The organism is Cryobacterium sp. GrIS_2_6, assembly GCF_035984545.1.
GTDB lineage: Bacteria > Actinomycetota > Actinomycetes > Actinomycetales > Microbacteriaceae > Cryobacterium.
Window position 1 is genome coordinate 454,638 of the sequence record NZ_JAXCHP010000001.1, and the last position, 19,165, is coordinate 473,802.

Consider the following 19,165-nt stretch of genomic DNA (forward strand, 5'->3'; position numbering starts at 1 on the left):
GGTGATCAATATGGATGATTGGGCGAAGATACGCCAACTGTTTTCCACGGGCCAGTACTCGAAGCGGGAGATCGGCCGGCTCGTCGGGGTGTCCCGGGGAACGGTGGATCGGGCGTTGGAAACGGACCGGCTCCCGAAGTACCAGCGGCCCGCGGTCGGGTCGAGTTTTGATGCGTTCGCCCCGCAGGTTCGGGTGTTGTTGGCCGTGACGCCGACGATGGCCGCGTCCACGCTCGCGGAGCGGGTTGGCTGGCTCGGGTCGGCGTCGGTGTTCCGGGACAAAGTCGCGGGGATCCGGCCGGAGTACGTGCCGCCGGACCCCGCGGACCGGCTCGTGCACGAGCCCGGACAGCAGGTCCAGTGCGACTTGTGGTTCCCGCACGAGGACCTCCCGCTCGGCCACGGGCAGCAGGGCGCGCCGCCGGTGCTGGTGATGACGTCCACGTTCTCCGGGTTCTTCCAAGCCCTGATGCTGCCGTCTCGGAAAACACCGGACCTGCTCGGCGGGATGTGGTCCCTGCTCCAGGCCGCCCGCGCGGTCCCGCGACGGTTGCTCTGGGACAACGAGTCCGGCATCGGCCGCGGCAAGCTCACCGAGCCTACTGCCGCGTTCGCGGGCACCCTCGGCACCGAGGTCAAGCTCCTCAAGGCCCGGGATCCGGAGTCCAAGGGTATGGTCGAGCGGCGGAACCGGTTCTTCCGGTCCTCGTTCATGCCGGGCCGGGTGTTCGTGTCCCCGCAGGACTTCAACGAGCAGCTCGCGTCCTGGCTGCCGGTGGCCAACGCGCGTCACTCCCGGTCCCGGCGCGCCCGCCCGGTCGACCTGATCGACCAGGACCGGGCCGCGATGCGCCCGTTGTCGCCGGTGGCGCCGGACGTGTTGTTCCGGAACACGGTGCGTCTGCCGCGGGATTACTACGTCAGGGTGCACTCCAACGACTACTCCGTCGCGCCGGCCCTGATCGGCAGGCTCGTGGACGTGACCGCTGACCTTGAGCAGGTCCACGTCGCCCACAACGGTGTCACCGTCACCTCTCACGACCGGGCCTGGGCCCGGCAGCTGACCATCACCGACCCCGACCATGTCATCCAGGCGGCCGTGCTCCGGCGTCAGTTCCAGAGCCTGCACCGCCATCACCGGCCCCAGGCCCACGTCGCGTTCGTCGAGTCGGCGAGCCTGTCGGACTATGACGATGTGTTCGGTGTCGATATCGGTCCCGGCCTGATCGAGTTGGGGAGGCTCGCGTGAGCGGCGCGGCGTCTCAGATCGAGTACTACGCCCGCGCGTTGCGCGCCCCGAGGATCGGTGACGCGTTCCGGCGCCTGGGCGATCAGGCCCGCGACGCGGGCTGGTCCCACGAGGAATACCTTGCCGCGGTCCTCTCCCGCGAGGTCTCGGAGCGGGAAGCGTCCGGCGCGGCCCTGCGGATCAAAGCGGCCCGGTTCCCCGGCCACAAGACCCTAGAGGACTTCAACTTCGATCACCAGCCCTCCGCGGACCGGAACCTGATCGCCCACCTCGGCACGAGCGTGTTCGTCACAGAGGCGAAGAACATCGTGCTCCTCGGGCCGCCCGGCACGGGCAAGACCCACCTCGCCGTCGCTCTGGGCGTCCAGGCCGCCAAACACGGCCACCGTGTCCTCTTCGACACCGCGACAGGCTGGGTCGCCCGACTCCAAGAGGCCCATTCCCGCGGCAAGCTCGCCGCGGAACTGATCCGGCTCCGCCGTTACAGCGTGCTGATCTGCGACGAAGTCGGCTACATCCCGTTCGACCAGGACGCGGCGAACCTGTTCTTCCAGCTCGTCGCGAGCCGCTACGAACACGCGTCCTTGATCCTGACGAGCAACCTGTCATTCGGACGCTGGGGCGAGGTCTTCGGCGACCCCACCGTCGCGTCCGCGATGATCGACCGCATCGTCCACCACGCCGACGTCCTCAGCCTCAAAGGCAACAGCTACCGGCTCAAAAGCCACCAGCCCGCCGCCGATACGGCATAGTAGAAACACACATGGTGGTCCTGCTTTCAAACGGCACTATTGGCCCTGTTTTGGGTCGGCGTCAACAGAACCGTCCTACTGCGAGAACTGCAGGAGCCTGCTCATCGCCGCTGATACCTCGCCGAGCCTCGCCAACTGCACAATGTGCTCCATCAGTCCCGGCTGGGCGTTTCGCTCACACTATGAGGGTGAGAGCAAGAACCGCTACCCGGACGCCGCCCGTCTCCGCCGTCGCGTCGCCTGGGTCGGGTTCATCGCCCGACTCCGCGGCGTCCCGGCAACGCAGCCACGCCCCTAAGCCACCGGGCGATCAGCTGTCCGAGGCGCCCGACGGGCTGTTTTTTCGCGAAGATCTCGGCTTGGGCCGCGTCGAGCGTGATCGTACCGGTCAAGAAGTGCCGGCTTCTCAGGCACGTGTCCTTATCGGACGAAGAGTGGCTGGCGAAGTGACCGTTCGTCTCGATCTCGAAGGTGGCGGACTCTATGTCTTCAGGAGATGGCGAGCGGCAGTGGACCGCCTGATCGGGCATGCCGCAAATTTGCGTTTCATCGCCGACACGCGGTACCCACGAACTTCACGTTGCATCTTGTTTTCAAATGGTGATAATGGCCTATTTTCGGTTCGTGGTCCCTGACACTATCTCTGAACTGGGACCTACTTGTGACGATACTAAGGGAGGCGTCGTCGTGGCAAAGACCAAAGGACTCGCAAGGACGGTCGTTTATATCGGACTAGCGGCAATGCTGCTTAGCCTGGGGATCACGGCAAACCAGATGGGTACTCCAGCGCCTGCGTCAGCCGCAGTCGGAACTACAAGTCTCCCTCAGTGGATGGCTCGATGGATACTACGTAACGCCACTCGGTCGGGGGCAGTACAGGATTTGGCACTTATCGGCGAAACGTGTCCGCCGTGGGCCGTCACAACCTGGGGACTCGCGTTTTGCTACTCCTCCACAAGTCCAGAACCGGCCCGCTGGCATGCCGGCGTCGTACAGACCGGCGGCCCTGTGTTGAATGCTCGCAAGTGGAGCGCCACCTCCGCCGACATCACGCGCACCTTTCCGAACAATTGGAAATTGAAGGTCTTCTGCCAGCAAACCGGCACTCGGGTGTACGGACAGTGGGGCTGGACCAACGTTTGGGACTACGTTGGAACTTTCGGCGGAACACCGTGGTTCGTATCCGACGGGTTTGTCAACACTGGATCAAACGGATACGTCGCGGGCAGTTGCAGTTCAACAAACTGGGGAGATAACCCCATCAATTAGAGGACCACATTTTGCCGCAGCGCCAACCGCTTCGCGTAGTGGAAGACAGCGCCGAAGCCGACATAGCCAGGCTGGCCATGGGATGCAGACGAAAACGCGCGATGCTGGGGTCAAGGCGACGGTGCTCAGCGAAATTCCCCAGTCCTGCTTCATCGGTGCTCCCCAGGTCGCGAGGCTAAAATATCGAAGTTTGTGCCGGTTGCCACGCGGCGGAGCTCGTTGGATGCGGCGGCGTGGTCGCGGAGCCGCTAGGGGCCGCCGTCGCGGGTGACGACGACGGATCGGTGCAGGAGTCGGTCGAGCATCGCGGCGGCGACGGTGGCGTCGCCGAGGATCTCGCCCCAGGCGCCAACGGGCCGGTTCGTGGTGATCACGATCGACGTTTTCAGGTAGCGCTGGTTGATCACTTGAAACAGTGCCGACGCCGCCTCGGCCGGCAGCGGAAGGTAGCCCAGTTCGTCGATTTATGCGGATGTCTGCATAAATCGACGAAGTCGGCTACATTCCCTTCGATCAGGACGCCGCGAACCTGTTCTTCCAGCTCGTCCCATCCCGCTATGAACACGCCTCGCTGATCCTGACCAGTAACCTCAGTTGGATGTACGTGGATTGGCGCTACCATCAAGCGCTACTCGCCTTCGCCGATCGTGACGAGCACCGACGCGGGGCAGCTGTCAGCTACCTTCTCGCCGGGGAGTCAACGAGTCGACTTCCGACGCCGGACTGTTCGATGACGGTAGGAATGCGGACGACAGCCAGCCTCACCGCCGGTAAGCAGACGTCAACGGGCACCCGTCAGATTCGGGCCGCGGTCACCTCATCGCGGCCGGACCGTTTCGAGGGCGGGCCGGGACTTCGCCGCATAATAGCTGGACGAGGCGACCTGCAACTCCCGGCAGACCGGCTCGACCCCGACCTTGCTCTTCTCGTCATGAACCGGACTATCTGGTCGAGGGGCGGCCGGACTCCGCCACGAAGAAAGCCGACGCGCTTCGAAGGATCGCGTTCGCCCGCCGCAACTCCTTGTTCTCCCGCTCCAACTGGACCAACTCGGCCGCCGTGTCCGTCGAGGAAGGGGCATACTCTCTGCGATGCGGGCGATGCGGTTGGCGGCCAGGTGCGTGGCTTGCGGGCGGCTGAACTCAAGGCTGCGTGCGCTGATGCTGCCCGGTGGTGACGAACGAGGTCTGTCTCGGACGTTTTGGCTCCGTAAAACACGCGACACGCGACTATCGACGTTGCCACGGAAGACGCAATAGTCTCTGCATTGAAGCCGACAACGCAGCAACCTTGTAACGCGCAGCTCACAAGCAAGTGGAGTAAATGAAAATCATTCCTTACGTCGCGATGATGGCGTCGAACAATCGGACAGGGCCAGGCGCATCTGCTTTGGTCTATCCCGACGAGAGCGGGCACCTGCCGCGGTTGATCGAGAACCCGGCAGCCCCCGATGGCAGGCCGATCCTTGGAATTTGGGGTTTTGAGGGAAGAGATGATGACAAGAAATTTGCATGGTATCGAGAAACCACGGTCCCATCGCCGCGACAGCTTGCAGAAGCTTAAGGCCTTCCATGCGTTTCTTTGACTGGCTCTGGGGGAACAGCCACATCGGTTCGCTGAAGTTCCTTTTTCTAACTGGAGTCTTCGGGTTGATTATGTTGGCTTTGGTCAACGGCTACGTGTACAACTCGGCCGGCGGCAGTAGATTTCTTGTGATCGCGGTTGGCGTGCTCCCCGTTCTTGTCATCCGATGGGCCTATTGGTCGTTCAGGCGTAAGCAGCTCTGGCGCTGGGTGCGAGCCGGAAGAACCCAAGCGATCAGGCCAGTGCTGGCGCTTGCCTGGAATCGACCTTCGTTGGCATCGGAGTTCCAACCCGTCGTCGCTGCCTACCTTCAGCCCGTAACGTCAGCTGCGCGTGTACCAGAAGATGGGGAGACGACTGCTCGTTCGGAAAGCTGAAAGCTCTTTTGCACGTTCAACCGCGTGGTCCTCGAGCAGGCGGCGGCAACGGCCCCTTGGATTGCCATACGCACTGGACGAGAGTGCCGGCGCTCATCCCTTCTGAGGGGCAGCATGGCATCGCATCGAGGAGACTCTGCCGTTCGTCAGAGTTTCGCGGTGGGTTGACGTGGGTAAACCTCCGACTTGCCTCCAAAAACGTCACAAACTCCTCGTGGTGGCTACGGCATCAAATAGCTACGTCCCCCACGATTCGCTCTTCTTGTTCGGCGACGTCCAGCACAGCGAATCGATGTTCAATCAGTTCGGCGTATTCCTGTTCACGCTCAATCGCCAAAGCGTGACCGCCGGCTCGGATGATGCCTTCGGAGATGGCCCCGGACCCAGCGAAGCCATCGAGGTAACTCTCGCCGGGCATGACGATTAGGCCGCAAAGCCAATTCACGAGGCTCATTGGCTTAACAGTGGGGTGCCCCCTAACGCCGGCTGGGCGCGGTGATTCCGAGACGTGAGCGCGTGGCGAGTATTTGATCTGAGTAAAGAAGCGGCTGGCTTTCTCCTTGCCAGGAGCATATTTTGTCCGCCCTTGGGCGTCGATCAGTTGTACCGGGCACCCGGGCGTGCAGCAGGTCTCTTCGCAGTCTTCGTCGTGCTCGAGAAGCAGGTTGCCGGGCCGGCGACCGCCGGCAGTCGGCACAGACATCGAACCGATGAGGCGTGAAATTTGACGGTTTGCACCGCCGTCCACTGCGCCATTCCGCCGACTCCGGTTCTCGAGCGGATCCGAGGGAATGAGTGATTCGCCGATGTTGAAACCACCGGTGCCGCCTGCTGCGATGGATTCGACCAAGGACCCTTTCGGCGGAAGATTTCTCGCGATGACTATCGGTTCGAATGCAGGTCGTAGCTGCGTTTCCCAACCCGCATACCTCTCGACAAGCGCAGCGGGGGACACGAGGCGCCGTAGTTCCGAGTCGATGTGCCGATTGGCGGTGGCGTGGCCGAAGCCCTTCGCCCAGGCGAGCGTGTCAACAATCTGGAAACCGCTGTCCTCGATGGCCACGCTTTGCCGAGCAAAGGTCTTCGAATGCCCGAAGCAACTTAGCGTGCCGCCAGGCCTGATCTTCGACCGGACGAGAGACCAGAAATCTATGTCGAACGCGATCGCACTTCGGTCCCAGGCGACCCCGGTCAGGCCAAGACCGTAAGGCGGGTCGAGGATCGCGCCGGCCAACGAAGCGTCGGGGATTTCGGTGAGTGCATCCGTGATATCGGAGACGACGAGTGTCAGATTGTCACGCATGGAGGGCATGGAGCCAGTTTATGACGGAGCGGGGAAGCGCTTCTTCGTTCGGTCCTACAGCGTATGTAGGTTCCGGTTCGGACTATCTGCTTGCGCGAACATGCTCTCGCAGAGGCAGATAGCCCGACGCCCTTTGACGGCCGAATACGTAACCAGCTATGCCGCTGTCGTCAGTATCTCGACTGACCACGCGCTGGCGGCCGCCCAAGAACCCAGCTGAGCCACGGTGAATGGAAGGTCGATGAGTTCCCGGGAGAGGGCTCGGTTCCACGTGCGTTTTGCTTTGACGAAGCGCCAGCCGGAACCGTTCCGTCGAACTGTGACGAATGTGGCGTGAGCGCTGTAACCGTAAGCCCGGGGCAACATCGAGCTGCCGTTGACCACGGTGGTGATTCCTGCGCGTGCCCTGTTCGGTACTCCGAGGACGTCGAGACGGTGTTCTACCGCTTCGACGTGCCGAATGACGTCGTAGGCACTGACGGTGCGCTGGGTTGCGCGACCCTCAATGTTGTCGATGGCGTTCTGGAGTTCAGTCTCGGAGCCCGATTCGATTCGGATGAGTTTCGGCATGATGATGTCCCCTTCGTCGCGGTCAGCGGCTCAGGATGTGCTGGACGACGATGTTGGGTTCAATCGCGGCGTCGCGGTACTGGCTGAGCAGACCGCGGTTGAGCACGACAGAGTGCTTGGCAGTTGGGATACCCGCGTCTTCGAGGAGGAGCTGGACCATTGCCGCGTACATCGATTCGGACGGGTTGTAACCAGTATCGATGGTGCTGTCGAGCTGGGGCCTGTCGGGGGAGGGTTCGGGGGCCGGCGCGTGCCTCCAGATGGCTTCGATTTCCGCCGAGTAATGGCGCAATGCGCGCACGCCTTCCCTCTCGCGGTCGGAGTTGCCCCAGTTATCGATGAGGTCGTCTGCGGTGTAGTCAGAATCGTTGATGTTCATGGTCTATTCCTTTGGGTGGTCGCGACGGTCGCGAACGTTTTTCTTGCGTAAATGGTGCGGATTCCACGGCTGGTAACTGCCGCTGTGGAGTGCATGCGCGGTACTCTCTCGCTTCTGGAAGGTACTGAGCCGCACGGGGATGTCCTGGGTCTAGATGACGGGAAAGCCGATTTCCTTGAGGGTGACCAGGTACGGCACCCTCCTGCCCCCTTCCTCGCGCCGGAGCCCTTCGTGGACGGCGAGTAGCATCCGGATTCCCCAGTCCTGGGTGAGCGTGAGGGTGCGGAGCTTTGTCATCAGCTCTGGGGTGGGCTCGTAAAGGTCGGGGTCGTCCTCCATGGCATCTGCCAGGAGGGACCCGAACCCGAAAGGTTCGGCCATGCAGCCCTGGTGCATGACGAGCATTGCGGCGGCCTCGTCTGCGGTGAACTGCGGCCCGTTGGAGAGTTCTGCTCGGATGAGTGCGTCGCAGGCGATGATGAATGCGGAGGTGGGGTCCAAGCCGGCCACGTGGCCCAGCGGGGCCGCCCACCCGTCGATGACCTTCCTCCGCCTGTCGGCGTGACTGGGATGTTCGACCAGGGGAGTGCTGCTCATGATGAGCCTTTCTGATTCTGTTCGGGGTGGAGCGAGGCTTCAGGTTTGAAGCCGCCGGTGAGTGCATGCGCGGTAGTGTTCTGTTTCCGACGCGTGGTCTTCAAAAAAAAGTGAATCGACCCGTCGGGCGGTGTGGCTAGAGTGAGGTAGCGCTTGCCGCAGATACCTCATGCGCGGCACGTTCGCCGGCCCGGCTCGTACGTTTGGGCCGGTAGTGCGCGGTGGTCACGATGGCTCGCCGCAGGCGACCGCACACTAGCCGTGCAGCTTCGCGAGGCGCGCCCGCAGCTCAGCGGCCAGCTGACCGCAAGCCAGAGACCCGGCTGTCGCCGCATCGCCGAAGCATCGGCGGATCGTGATGATCTCGGCCAGATTCGGGTCCATGCGGGAGGCGACGTCGAGTATGCGGACCACGGGCGCGTCTGGATCAGTGGCCTGAAGCGGGCCAACGCCGCGAGTGGCACGGCTCGCGCGCGCTCGGCGTTCAACCTTGCCTGGAGCTGGCGAACGGTATTGATGATCTTCAAGAGGATGAAGAACAGAGTCGGCGCAGCAGCAACCCACACAACTACCAGCCCGGCTGCTTGGAAAGTCATTATTCCAGGCTGCGACTTGCGGAGAGCGGCTTGCGGGAGCTTCGCAGCAGCTGCGATACGGCCAAAAGGAAGAGGTAGGCCGGGACCGCGACGTAGAGCGGCTTTTGGAGGAGACCCGAGGTCGAACTGTCGAGCGCCATGAACAGCGAGGAGAGCGACAGAGCGATGCTGATCACGGCGGCAAAGGCGAGGACGTGGCGAGCGAGCTGCAACCGGACGTCCTTCACCCGAAACGGTAGCAACAGATAAGGCAGGACGGGCGTCCTGACTCCGGGGCTGAACGCCGCGGCGTCCCCGCTATTTGTCCGTATCTTGATGGTGCCCGTCTGACGCCAATAGTTCGTCACCGTCCGACCGCGATGCCAGGCGTCGAGCGGGAGAGAAGCTCAATCAGCGCAACATCGAGTACTTCCGATAGTGCGACAAGGGTCCTGAGCCGCGGGTTGGCGGCTGTCCCGGGGTTCGACTCACCCTTCTCCAGCTGGCGGTACATGAACGTCGAAATGCCCGCAGCGTGGGCCACGCGTTCTGGGCTGCGGCCCGAGGCGTCGCGAGCGCGTCCGAGGTTGATGCCGAGTTCGCGTGCGTCGCTGCCCGGTGCCCCACCCGTCGGACATCCTCGCGGTGGTTGCTCCTTCGGCTCGGGGGTCGGTAGTCCGTGCGGCAGTCTGGCCGGTCTGTCCCTGTCGCTGCCATGATTCCAGCCGGTTTCGGATGCCGCGCATAGAGATACAGAGGGCTCAAGTGGTCCGTGTCAGACACCCAACGAAACAAAGGAAACCAGACAAATGTCCGTAACCATCACGACCAGTCCTGTCGCAGTCACGCTCGCGGCCCCCTACAACCCTGGACTGGCATCGAAGGCAAAAGAAATCGGAGGCCGATGGAAGCCGGCGGAGAAGCGCTGGTCGTTTGCGCCGGTGGACGAGCAGCGTGTCCGTGGCTTAGCCCGTGAGGTCTACGGTACGGACGGCACAGATGCGGCCGCATCCGATCTCATCTCGGTCCGAGTAGACGTCTCAGGCCACGAGAACTACCAGATGATCACGCTCGCAGGCCGTATCGTCCTTGAGAAAAGAAACCGGGACGAAGAGCCGCGAATGGGGATTGACGTGATTCTGGTCAGCGGAAGTTTTCGTCAGAAGTCGGGTTCAACGCGATACCCAACGATCGGTGCGAACAACGCAGTACTCGAAGTCCGCGGTGTCCCCAGGGCTTGTGCCGTGGCCGACGGATACGAGGGTGTAGACATCATCGAATCGACGGCAGTCAACATTGAGAGTCTCACGAGCGAACGGCTGCGACTGGTCTTGCGGCTCGACGAAATTGAGGCTCTCCTCACGCAATCCGAAAAACGAGCAAGCTCCTCGCCTGGGTCAGTCGTGACCGCGCCGGTCGCGTAGTCGCACCGCCAGCTGGTCGCACGCTTCCACGCCGGCGACAGCCCGCGTCACCCATTCGTTTCGCGGATCTCGACGAGCTCATTAAATGTCGAGAAATTCAACGTCCGGGAAACGCGCGCCATTCGCAGAGCGACCACCTCACTGGCGGCCATTCGCAGCACGGGGAAGGGCCGGCCCGGAACGCGAAAGCGGCGCTTTCGGCCGCCCGGTTCTGCGGGCGCAGGTGCAACAATTTCAGTGATCGACTCGATGTGGTTGTGCTCAGATCTGGTTACGTCATCCAGCCCGGCTAGGCGGTCAAACGTGTGCTCGGTCTTTTCGAACTCACCGTCGAGGTCGCGTTCGGTTACAAGGATCGTCAGGATGCTGAAACACATGCGCGGTGAGCCGTCCGGCTCGATGCTCGAGCTGGCAGGCAGGCAGTGTTCGAGGTCACCTGCAAACGAGCATGCATACCTGGAATTCCGCGATGCGGCGTAACCAAGCCCGGCGCATGCACCGAATGTCAAAGCAGTTCGAAGCCTCGCGGAAGTCAGGCGGTCCAGATCGCAGCGTCTGGTGGTTGGGACCCCCAAGCCCAAACGCGATTGGTACGGAGGGTCGCGCTGTCCGAAGCGATCGTCGCCTAAACCCCTGTGGTCGTTCATCAAGATCGCTGCGAAACCAGCACAGGGCGTCGCCGGCGACCAAAGCGAATCAGTTCTACGGGTACTCGTGGGGGGCCAACGCCGGCGCAGACGGAAGCCAGGCCCGACCAGGCCGGAACGCCGGCCACGAACCCTTCCGGATCAAACCCATGCCGCGCATGCATCGGCTGAGGCACATAGCCTCGCCCATCCGAATCAAAGGAAAACCGTGACCGCCTCCCTCAGGACCCGCACCGTTCCGTCCGTCGCATCAACCGCAACCACAGGTCCGGATAGGACGGCAGGCCTCACAGAGCCGGGCGAGCACGCGGACGCGCTCGGCCAGGTAGATATCCTCATCGACGTCTCTGGCCGGGCCGATGCCTGCGTCATCACCGTCGCAGGCCGGATCATCCTCGAGAAGCTGGGACGCGATGAGGAGCCGGTCCTTGGCGAGGATGTCTACCTGGTCAAAGGCAGCTTCCAGGCCATCTCCGGCCCCGGACGCTGCCCGACCATCGGCATGAACGACGCCGTGCTCCTGGTTCGCGGCGTGGACCCTGCCGTTGCGCTGGCCGCGGGGTATGAGGGTGGCAGCGTCTTCCGGCCGAGCATGAGCGAATTTTGGGTGGCTGTCGCTGGACGGCGGCACACGGATAAATCGCTGGGCTGAACGAGTACAGCGCCCGGAGTCTTGGTCTCACCGAGTTCAGGCTCAGAATTCGAATTCCGGGCACGGAAAAGCAGCGCGGCCGTGACGACCGCGCTGCTCAGATGACGAAGCCTAGATGCGCTGCATGTTGCGAAGTTCCTCGCGGAGTTCCTCGAGGCGCTGGGCGGATGTGATCTCTGGGTCCTGGAAGTAGTCACGGATCAATCCGAGCTGATAGCGCGCTGAGATCTCGCGGATTGAAAGTTCTTCTCAAAGAATCGACATTGTTGCCTGGGTTAGCTCGTCATGATTTTCATCAGGAAGAGCACTTCGGTAAAACACGGCTTGTCCTGCTCGAGCGATCGTCCGGGCCGTGCCAGCTTTGATCTTCTCAGGGCATCGCGTGTAGACGTCAGCTTTCACTTTGTCCCACGCTGCCGTTCGCCTAGCGCGCGCGGTATCTCGGGAGGACTCACTCCCATGGTGCAATTCCTGGTCGTGATCGTAGTCATATTTGTGGGACCAGTTCACCCCAAGGTTGCTGACCTGGGTGCGAATCAAGTCAGCGTACCCCTTGGTGATGTTCGCAAGAACACCGTCACTGATTTCTACTCGGGTCCAGAAGTCGGCATAGCTCGCCACGTCAGAGTATGCGGAGGGTGGGAAGAGGAACGTTCCGTCATCACGGGGTTCAAGGCGCACTTCGGGCTCCGATTGTGATTTTTGTGAAGGTCGGGCTCGTGGCGCCCAATCGGGCTCCGAGATCGCCCAAGATTGCCCTCAGTCTAGAACCGGTACGGGATTGGGGAATGCGCTTCCCGGGCGCTCTTTCTAACGGAGCCCACCTAAAACCCGAAGTCGTTCCGGAATCGAGGCGGCGGGGACCGACCGAGCGTTGGGTTTCCCGCTGAGCTCGTCGATCCGGACAGGCGGGTTGGCGCCGACGGTCAGCTGCCAGAGCGCCGGAGGCTCTGCTGCACTCCGAAGCCAAAATGGTGACTGCAACAGGGCGCCGGCGTTACGGACCACAGCCATCGGATCCCATCCGTCGGTCGGAGTGAACGGCACGGTCTCCGGGTCGAGAAGGCTGACCGGGCGCCACGGAGACGTCGGGTCTCCGGTGAATGAATCTGCCATAAGGTCAAGGAAGTCTGAGCTGACTGCGTTGGCCGCGGGAAAGTAGTCGCGGTAATCGGCGACGAAGAACCGTGAACCAGTCCAATTCTGAAGGCCGCCGGGATGTTTCCTGATCGCTTTTGCCAGGGCCTTCTTCGTCTGCAACGTGACGTTGGAGTGGCCTGGTCGTCCGTCGAGGTCCTGACGGTCGACGGCTAGGAACAGGACGACGATGCCAGTGTCGTTGAGGGTGTTGTCTTGGAGTAGCTGCGCCCAGAGGTCCGCCTTCTTCGAAAGCGACTGCGACGCGGTGGCAGTGAATTCGACGCAGATCCGGAGGCCGTTGAGGACCCAAACCGCATCAGGACAGAGCTGGGAGTCTGTTTTCGGCGACCCACGCCGGCTTGTGAGGTTGCCGATCGAGTTGAGCGCGTCGCCGAGGATCGCTTGGACGGGGAGGAATTCGGCGACTCTCAGGCTGGCTTCCGCGCACAATACGGCGTGCCGGTCGGCGGAGTGAGCGCCGCTGAAATCTGTGCCGCCGGTGACAGCGATCGATTCGGGGATGGTGAGTGATCCGTCGAGGCGGGCGAACCGGTCGGGGCCTTGGCGGGCAGCTGGCCGGTAGAGCATGCCGTGCGGCTGCCCGAGGGTGATGCCTGTGCCGGTTGGCGTGGCCCCGACGTCGATGAGTCCGTGGGTCCAGAGCTGCGACATACGTGGCGACCGGCCGTTGCGAAGTTTTGGTTGACCGGTGAAAGACGCCACCTGGACGCAAGAAAGGGTTCGCCAGGAGTGGATGGCGCCGAGCGCCGGAAGCATCTGACGGCGCATCTCGCGCTGTTCGGTCCAGCTGAAATCGTCGCGGTCGTGCGTGCTTCGAAGCCAACTCGGGATCGGGGTCGCGCCGCCGGCCTCCTGCAGTTGTGCGATTTCGCTTTCGAGCCAGATGGCGTGCGCGGTCGTCGAGAACTGCGCGCTGTAGTACGGGTCGCGCCGTTCTGACGCGCGGAGCCCCGGGATAGGGCAGGCGGAGAAGAGCTGGGTGAGCGGGATCGACTGGTTGTGCATGGTTCACTCCTATGGAATGGGCGATGGCGGCGTTTGTCCGGCTCGACTGGGCCTGTGAGGCGACACGAATCATGGGGTCATGGACGCAGGGGGCGCGCCCGTCCGCTTGCCCATGAAATCCCGATGCGGCCGTCGACCAGAGCCCAATACGCCTTCCTTCATCTCGACTCATTGGCGTGATATCGCGAGACACCGTTGGGGAAGGCTGGACGGAAGAGTTAGAGTCCGGTGGCTGTGTACGGGAAGCCGGCGGGCACGCTCTCGCCGCCGGCTTCCTCGCGAGCCATGGCGTCGGCCAGCGCCACCCAGAGCCTGCCGCCGCGTCGCTCGTCAATGATGGTGCCGACATTCATCTTCACTTTTCGTTCGGCGGCGGTGGATCCGTGTGCCGCGTGCATGTTCCGGATTACGCGGGCGGCGTGAACTTCGCCCCACCCGGGTACAGAAAGAAGCAGCTGCCAAAGTGAGATACGTCGAAGCGCGTCATTGGTGACGGCCTCGCGGATTACGTCGCTGACGGTGATCCCGAGTTCGGGCTGGTTCACCGCGTAGAGCCATTCGGCACGTTCAATGTTCGCTTTCGCGCGCCCGGTAGCGAGCCGGCCGACGTTCGACTTTCTCGGTTGCAGTCTGGGGCGTTCTTCCTCGGTCATGCTCTTCTCCAATGTAGGGCGGCTATTACTACGTTCATGGGTCAGGGAACGCCGTCTCCGGGTTCGCATCCCTTTTCACTCAACTGGTAGGTCGACTTGGCCGATCGGCCGACCGCTCATCGAGCGGGTGTCAGGCGGCTTTGGCCGGTGTTCCTGTGGCCGCTTCGTCGTCGCTCCAGGACTTCTCGACAAGGTGGGTGGCCGTCTTCTCGAATTGCTCCCACTCCCCGGCCGCTTGTTCGCGGAGACCGTCCAGGTCCAGCAGGTCCACCGGGAGCATGTAGCCGCGGGGGCGGCTGCTGTATCCGGGGAAGGTGTGACGGCCTCCGGGTGTAGTGCCCGGTTTGACGAGTTCGGCGAAACCTCGGACGATCTGATCGTCGGGGGTGTCCAGGGCGAGTTCGCGTTTGATTCGGGTGACCGCGTCGTTGGTGAGGACGACGAATTTGAGGTCGGGAGTGAGGACACCGATCTTCCGCAGGGTCGGGCGCCAGTGTTGCGGTGAGAGGCCGGGGATCGGTTCGGCCACGTACTGCCAGCCGATGCGCTGGGCCACACCAGGAGAGGGCACGGTCGAGGCGTTCGCGCATTCAAGGTGGCCGGCGCCGTTGGCGATGATGTCACGGGCTTTCAAAGTGATCGTCATGCTCGGGTTGGACCGTGCGGTCGTCTCGGTATTGATCACGGCCAGCGCGCTCAGCTGCTCGTCGATGAATGTTTGCTCGGGCAGGAGATCCTCAAACCCCTTGGCCTGGGCGAATTCGCGGAATCTGGCCCAGCCAGCGGCCAGCGTTGCAACGGTCTCGACGGTGCGGGTTGCCTCGCTGCTCTTCCACCGGTTCTTGGCTGCGTCGTTCCACCGGCGGTAGGTCGGGAGATCGCCCAACTCGGTAAGCCTGCCCGCCAACCACTGAAGATAGGCCCCAAAGATCGCTCGAGCGCCGGCTGCGTGGTTGGTGCGCCACAGGTCGACGGGGGAGCTGCCGCGTGGTTCGCGGAGGATGTCGTCGTTGGCGAGAGGCACTGCGATGACGCGGCCGGTGATGCCTTCGCCGCTAGGCAGGCCTTCACCGGTCATGATGGCCGCTGACTCACGGTCGCGTGCCGCCCGGAGACCGCCGGCCGCGGTGCCTTTCAAAGCGTCGTCGGACCCATACGCGGATTGGATGGCGACGGTCAACGCCATCCGCATCCGTTCGTTTGCGATGCGCGAGCCCTGGTCCCGGAAATCGTCCCAGGCTGTTGCGAGGTGACGGCCCCAACCGACGACCGCGCCGGCGCCGGCCTCAGAGGTGCCCTGGCCAAGGCCACCGGCGGTGGACTGCTTGCCATTGAACACGCCGGAGATGAACGCTTGCGCGCAGCCGACCTCCAAGCTTTTCGCGGAGCCGGGGTTCGCGACGATGAAGACGGTGGTCCGTGAGCTGAGAGCGAGCGGGCCAGCGAAGGTGACTCCGAGCAGGGCCGTTGTTATTCGGTGGTTCTTGCTGGTCGAGAAGAATTCCGTCACGGACTTCGCGGCGGCACGGATCGCGTCGCGATCCTGAGGTATTTGCGGCCAGCCCAGCTCAAGTTGGGCAGGACGGAGAGCCCCGGCCTCCGAGCCAGCCGGCGGGCCAACGGTGTACGACGAAGTGGGCCCGTCTGCCGTGACGGACCCTGCCGGGGCGAGGAATGCCCAGCGGCGTTCACGTTCGTCGAAGAGCCAGCCCAGCTTGGAGTACTCGGTGAGCACCTTGGTGGAGCCATCGGAGTGGCCAAGCTGAATCAGCGAGTTTTTGAACTGGCGGGTGTCAGTGGTACCGGTGGGGAGGGCCGTCCCCGTATCCATCCGCAGCACAAGGGTGGTGGGGTCGATCGACTCCTCAGCAGAGAACCCCTCCCGGCGAGTGGTCCGTCCGGCAGCGTCGATGATCTCGACGGTGTACTTGGGGGGAGCGATCTCTTCGGTTCGGCCGAGGGCGTTGACCGTCTTGAATTCGACCTTGTCCGTCCGCCACGCAATCCAGGACGTCACCCGGGTGTAGCGGTCAGCGAATATTCCAGCGTCGTTCTTCTCTTTCCGGACGGTGAAGACGCCGTGTTCACGGGTATTGGGTGCGTATCTCACCGCGAGGTTGCCGTCCAGACGGAACTCAGTCGGCGAATGGCTCGCCACCGCCTGAGCGACCGTGAGCGTCGGAGACTCGACCTCCGCGATGCTCGTAATCGAGACGACACCACCGGGGGAGAGGGCACCACCCAACAGTTTCGCGAGGACGGCGTCGTCTGCCGTGTCGTCAACGTTGGCCTCGTCATCCGTGGGGCTCGGAGCAGACTCGACCACGACGATAGGAGCTGTCGGTGCCGACTGGGTCCATGTGGACTTGGCTGCGTCAAGGAAACGGGTGCCCCAGGAGCCGTCGGCTTCACGCGTTCTCGAGAGAAGCCGCGCGGCGGCTTTGAAATCACCACGGTGGACGACGGCGCCCAACACGTCCCACGATGAATAGGAGTGGGGCCCAGTGATCCCGAAGCCCTCCTTAACGCTCTCGCTGAAAATCGTGATGCGTTGCGGCTGATCCCGGTCATCGTACGTTCGCGCGTTCGTGGCGGACGGGACAGTGCCGTCGGGGCGGCCGAATGTGTATCCGCCCCACCCGTCAGGTTCGGCGTCGAAGAGGTCCTCGACCAGCGTGGAGACCGGGTAGGCGGCGGCAAACTCGGTGCCGATCTGCGAGCCCGATCCCAGTGTCCGGCTGGTCGTCGGTACAGCCTTTCGGGGCTCTGTCGGACGGGACGTCCGCAGTGAACTCTCGGGGAGGGGCGGCAAGACGTCGAGGAGTTCGGCGATGGAATACGTGCGCTCCGGGTGAACCGCCTGGAGCGTGACGGGTTGATCTTGATTGGGATTCCAAGTGCCGGCTGGGCGCAGGATCCGGGCGGGGTCTGCCAGGGGTCCCGCGTCCACGTTCTTGTCATCCTGGGCTGCCCGTGCGAGCCACCAGGCTTTCCAGCGCTGGAGCAGGTCCGCATGGACAGGGTTGCGATGGTCGAGGATCTCACTCAGGGTGACCCAGACGTGGGCGCCACCACCACTGAGATTCACGAGGGTCGGTTTCATCGGCATTGCGTCGAGCCAACCTTTAGCCTCGGCTTTGGTCGGGTTCTCGCCGCCTTTCGCGTGGACTCCAGTGGCGAAGTCGACGTCGGCGATCAGCGCTGGCATGCCGACAACGTCGTCCGCTTTCCCGCGTCCCTTGGTAATCGCAGCCCGGTTCAAGCCGCCGACTGAGACCCAGGAGTTGTGTCCTTTGCTCGCCGGCTGTTCGATCAGCGCCCAGATGGCGGCCGCATCGTGCACGTCCGCGAACCCGACCGTGTACAGCTGGCCCCGTTGGCCTTTGTCCGGGTGGCCTCGTTGCCCCGTGACCGCGATCGCGGTCCCCGCCGGCCAGGCGTGTCGGGCGTAGATGGCGTCGTGCTGTTGTGCCCATTGGGTTGGATTCAGAAGGTATGACATTGGTGCTGCCTCATCCAGCACCCCACTTGAGTGCCTCTATAAGCCAGGGGTGACCGGTCTCCGGGTTCACCCGCCAATGACGGCGTTCCCGTCCAGCCGGTCCACGTCTAGTCCAGTCGCAGTCCAGGGGGCCGTGACGTAGAAACCGCTAGATAGCAAGGAAGCAGGGGTATTAAAGAAGAGGAGTCCAGGAGTCCAGCCCTTTTCTATTACTTCTTGAAAACTCTTTCCATCACCACCCAGATGTATTCGGCTACGGTGCCACCCACAGGCATCCTTGATCTGCAGAACACCTGGACTTCAGGACTTTCGGGTTAGTAAGTGCTGATCAAAGGTAAATTCCGTGCTTGGACTGGAGGTGGCCTGGGTGGACTGAGCGCGCCGTCGGTGGGACTGGCGCTGCCGGATGCCTCACGCCGGATGGAAGGAGCGCTCGGGAGCGGGCAGCAAGCCGGGTGAATCTGCCGGCTGCCCGCGTAGATGCTACTTTCGGCGCCGCGTTGGTGTCTTCAGGAGCTTGTTTCGGGCGGTAACGAGGCGGGATGATGACCACAGGAGGTCGGCGTCGGTGACGGCACCGATGCCGGGCTCCCCGGCCCAGCTGCCCACGATCAGGCCGACCGCGCCTGCCCACTGGGAACGGTCCAGCCCAAATGCCTCGCCGAGGTGGTGCTTGCGGCTGATGGTTTCCGTTGCCGTACCGCGCGCTTTGATAAGGAGGACCTTGGCGGCTTCGGTCGCGTCGCCGGCCGGGGCGTCCTGGTAAACGCGGAGAGCGTCCGCGTAGGCGGGCTTGCAGTCCAGCTCGTCCATCAGGGTAGTGAGGAGGTTCTCGACCTGGTCTCGGTCAAGGCGAGCATCAGCGAGGACACCTTTCAGCGCCCTCATTCCGACCGTCGACTCAGCCTCATCCCGCTGTTCTGAGGTGTCTGTCGTGTGGGCGCCGGGGATCGTCACATTCAGCCTGGCCTCCTTGAACGTGGCGTCGTCGACTTCCCCGACGTAGTGGAGGAGCGGGATCCCGGCCTTCTGGCAGTAGGAGACCTGGCCGCGCGTCATGCCCGTGTCAAAGGCCGTGGCGTTGCGTTTTGATTCCAAGCGTGCGGTCTTGCGAAGGTAGCGGGTCACCTGCGTGATCTTGCTGCCTTCGCGGTCGAGAGGGGGGCCGTTCCGCAGCGTGCTTACGGCGAAGTCCACGTGCTCCATGACACGGTCGCGGTGTTTTCCCGCGGTCGAGACGCTGAAGACGTGCTCCTGGACCAGCTTGCTGAGGGCGACGCCGTGAACGCCGTCCCACCCGCGCTTCGGAACGTGGATAGTGCCGTTCCACCGCAGAACGGGTTCGGCATTCGGTTCGTTTTCGATAAGCGCAAGGTGCTGTGCGATCTGCGCGTCAATCGTGGTGGGTTCCATGGTTTGCCATCTGCGGTCCCGAGGGGTTGGGTTCGGGTGCAGTGGAAAGACAT

20 protein-coding genes, 2 pseudogenes and 1 other annotated feature are annotated in these 19,165 nt (G+C 63.1%); of the genes and pseudogenes, 7 read left to right on the forward strand and 15 right to left on the reverse strand.

Going from position 1 to position 19,165, the window contains the following annotated elements; translation table 11 throughout:
• Positions 1-10: 10 nt before the first annotated feature.
• Both RCH22_RS02115 and istB read left to right on the forward strand, forming a co-directional pair.
• Positions 11-1,249, forward strand: coding sequence for an IS21 family transposase (locus tag RCH22_RS02115; protein ID WP_327012612.1), 1,239 nt, complete (start codon positions 11-13; stop codon positions 1,247-1,249).
• A complete protein-coding gene (gene istB, locus RCH22_RS02120) occupies positions 1,246-2,001 on the forward strand; it encodes an IS21-like element helper ATPase IstB (RefSeq protein ID WP_327012613.1) in 756 nt (251 codons plus the stop codon). The genes RCH22_RS02115 and istB overlap by 4 nt, the downstream gene beginning before the upstream one ends.
• 251 nt (positions 2,002-2,252) lie before the next feature.
• Here the strand turns inward: istB and RCH22_RS02125 are convergent, their stop codons facing one another.
• Entirely contained in the window at positions 2,253-2,531 is a 279-nt protein-coding gene (locus tag RCH22_RS02125) for a hypothetical protein (RefSeq protein ID WP_327012646.1), read from the reverse strand.
• A 987-nt stretch (positions 2,532-3,518) separates the two neighbouring features.
• On the reverse strand, positions 3,519-3,677 hold the full coding sequence (locus tag RCH22_RS02130) for an ATP-binding protein (RefSeq protein ID WP_327012647.1): 159 nt from the start codon (positions 3,675-3,677) through the stop codon (positions 3,519-3,521).
• A gap of 77 nt (positions 3,678-3,754) precedes the next feature.
• Between RCH22_RS02130 and RCH22_RS02135 the strand changes: the two are divergent.
• A pseudogene (locus tag RCH22_RS02135) lies at positions 3,755-3,883 on the forward strand (ATP-binding protein); the annotation flags it as partial.
• 260 nt (positions 3,884-4,143) lie between these two features.
• Here the strand turns inward: RCH22_RS02135 and RCH22_RS02140 are convergent.
• Positions 4,144-4,310: pseudogene (locus RCH22_RS02140) on the reverse strand (IS3 family transposase); the annotation flags it as partial.
• Positions 4,145-4,254, reverse strand: a sequence feature (AL1L pseudoknot). (Overlaps the previous pseudogene by 110 nt.)
• Before the next feature lie 283 nt (positions 4,311-4,593).
• Between RCH22_RS02140 and RCH22_RS02145 the strand changes: the two are divergent.
• Entirely contained in the window at positions 4,594-4,833 is a 240-nt protein-coding gene (locus tag RCH22_RS02145) for a hypothetical protein (RefSeq protein WP_327012648.1), read from the forward strand.
• 8 nt (positions 4,834-4,841) lie between these two features.
• A complete protein-coding gene (locus tag RCH22_RS02150) occupies positions 4,842-5,231 on the forward strand; it encodes a hypothetical protein (RefSeq protein ID WP_327012649.1) in 390 nt (129 codons plus the stop codon).
• A 229-nt stretch (positions 5,232-5,460) separates the two neighbouring features.
• Here the strand turns inward: RCH22_RS02150 and RCH22_RS02155 are convergent, their stop codons facing one another.
• The 6 genes from RCH22_RS02155 to RCH22_RS02180 form a co-directional block, all read right to left on the reverse strand.
• Entirely contained in the window at positions 5,461-6,543 is a 1,083-nt protein-coding gene (locus RCH22_RS02155) for a DNA methyltransferase (RefSeq protein WP_327012650.1), read from the reverse strand.
• A 147-nt stretch (positions 6,544-6,690) separates the two neighbouring features.
• A complete protein-coding gene (locus RCH22_RS02160) occupies positions 6,691-7,104 on the reverse strand; it encodes a hypothetical protein (protein WP_327012651.1) in 414 nt (137 codons plus the stop codon).
• Positions 7,105-7,126: 22 nt separating this feature from the next.
• Positions 7,127-7,483 (reverse strand): hypothetical protein, encoded by a 357-nt coding sequence (locus RCH22_RS02165; RefSeq protein WP_327012652.1) that lies wholly within the window; start codon positions 7,481-7,483, stop codon positions 7,127-7,129.
• A 150-nt stretch (positions 7,484-7,633) separates the two neighbouring features.
• Positions 7,634-8,080 carry a hypothetical protein gene (locus tag RCH22_RS02170; RefSeq protein WP_327012653.1) on the reverse strand — a complete coding sequence of 149 codons (447 nt, stop codon included), beginning with the start codon at positions 8,078-8,080 and terminating at the stop codon, positions 7,634-7,636.
• Between the two features lie 255 nt (positions 8,081-8,335).
• Entirely contained in the window at positions 8,336-8,494 is a 159-nt protein-coding gene (locus RCH22_RS02175) for a hypothetical protein (protein WP_327012654.1), read from the reverse strand.
• 181 nt (positions 8,495-8,675) lie between these two features.
• Positions 8,676-8,888, reverse strand: coding sequence for a hypothetical protein (locus tag RCH22_RS02180; RefSeq protein WP_327012655.1), 213 nt, complete (start codon positions 8,886-8,888; stop codon positions 8,676-8,678).
• Positions 8,889-9,464: 576 nt separating this feature from the next.
• Between RCH22_RS02180 and RCH22_RS02185 the strand changes: the two genes are divergently transcribed.
• Positions 9,465-10,079, forward strand: coding sequence for a hypothetical protein (locus RCH22_RS02185; protein WP_327012656.1), 615 nt, complete (start codon positions 9,465-9,467; stop codon positions 10,077-10,079).
• A gap of 47 nt (positions 10,080-10,126) precedes the next feature.
• Here the strand turns inward: RCH22_RS02185 and RCH22_RS02190 are convergent, their stop codons facing one another.
• A complete protein-coding gene (locus tag RCH22_RS02190) occupies positions 10,127-10,456 on the reverse strand; it encodes a hypothetical protein (protein WP_327012657.1) in 330 nt (109 codons plus the stop codon).
• Positions 10,457-10,934: 478 nt separating this feature from the next.
• On the opposite strand from RCH22_RS02190, the gene RCH22_RS02195 reads away from it, so the two are divergent.
• On the forward strand, positions 10,935-11,378 hold the full coding sequence (locus tag RCH22_RS02195; RefSeq protein ID WP_327012658.1) for a hypothetical protein: 444 nt from the start codon (positions 10,935-10,937) through the stop codon (positions 11,376-11,378).
• A 249-nt stretch (positions 11,379-11,627) separates the two neighbouring features.
• On the opposite strand, the gene RCH22_RS02200 is transcribed toward RCH22_RS02195, so the two are convergent.
• The 5 genes from RCH22_RS02200 to RCH22_RS02220 form a co-directional block, all read right to left on the reverse strand.
• Positions 11,628-12,059, reverse strand: a complete 432-nt coding sequence (locus tag RCH22_RS02200; protein ID WP_327012659.1) for a hypothetical protein — start codon at positions 12,057-12,059, stop codon at positions 11,628-11,630.
• A gap of 129 nt (positions 12,060-12,188) precedes the next feature.
• Positions 12,189-13,544, reverse strand: coding sequence for a hypothetical protein (locus tag RCH22_RS02205; protein WP_327012660.1), 1,356 nt, complete (start codon positions 13,542-13,544; stop codon positions 12,189-12,191).
• A gap of 218 nt (positions 13,545-13,762) precedes the next feature.
• Positions 13,763-14,197, reverse strand: a complete 435-nt coding sequence (locus tag RCH22_RS02210; protein ID WP_327012661.1) for a hypothetical protein — start codon at positions 14,195-14,197, stop codon at positions 13,763-13,765.
• 130 nt (positions 14,198-14,327) lie between these two features.
• Positions 14,328-17,699, reverse strand: a complete 3,372-nt coding sequence (locus RCH22_RS02215; RefSeq protein ID WP_327012662.1) for a hypothetical protein — start codon at positions 17,697-17,699, stop codon at positions 14,328-14,330.
• Between the two features lie 483 nt (positions 17,700-18,182).
• Entirely contained in the window at positions 18,183-19,112 is a 930-nt protein-coding gene (locus RCH22_RS02220) for a hypothetical protein (protein ID WP_327012663.1), read from the reverse strand.
• Positions 19,113-19,165: the final 53 nt, after the last annotated feature.